Annotated in this window: 1 protein-coding gene; it reads right to left on the bottom strand. The window is 66.2% G+C overall.

The window, feature by feature from the left end; translation table 11 throughout:
* Window positions 1–314 (bottom strand): condensation domain-containing protein (locus tag JR064_RS22950; RefSeq protein WP_206231251.1); only part of this gene is annotated, 314 nt, incomplete at both ends.

Raw genomic sequence — 314 nt, 5'->3', positions numbered from 1 at the left:
CAGTTCCAGCAGCGCCGGCACATCGGCCAGCTCCGCGACCCAGTACGCGGCCTGCGCCTCCAGCACCTCCTCGCGCAACCAGTCACGCTGCCTGCGTGCGTAGTCGGCGTATTGGATCGGCAGGGCAACCAACCTCGCCGGGACCGCATGGGCGTGTTGCGCATACAGAGCGCTCAACTCACGCATCAGCACACCCATCGACCAGCCATCGGACACGATGTGGTGCAGGCACAGCAGCAACGCATGCTGCTGCTCGCCTTCGCGGATCACCATCGCACGCAGCAACGGCGCCTGCTCCAGATCGAAGGCGGCGT

Source organism: Xanthomonas bonasiae (genome assembly GCF_017163705.1).
In the GTDB taxonomy this organism is placed as follows: domain Bacteria; phylum Pseudomonadota; class Gammaproteobacteria; order Xanthomonadales; family Xanthomonadaceae; genus Xanthomonas_A; species Xanthomonas_A bonasiae.
The sequence above is the reverse complement of the archived record's forward strand: the minus strand, read 5'-3'. Positions and strand labels throughout refer to the sequence as shown.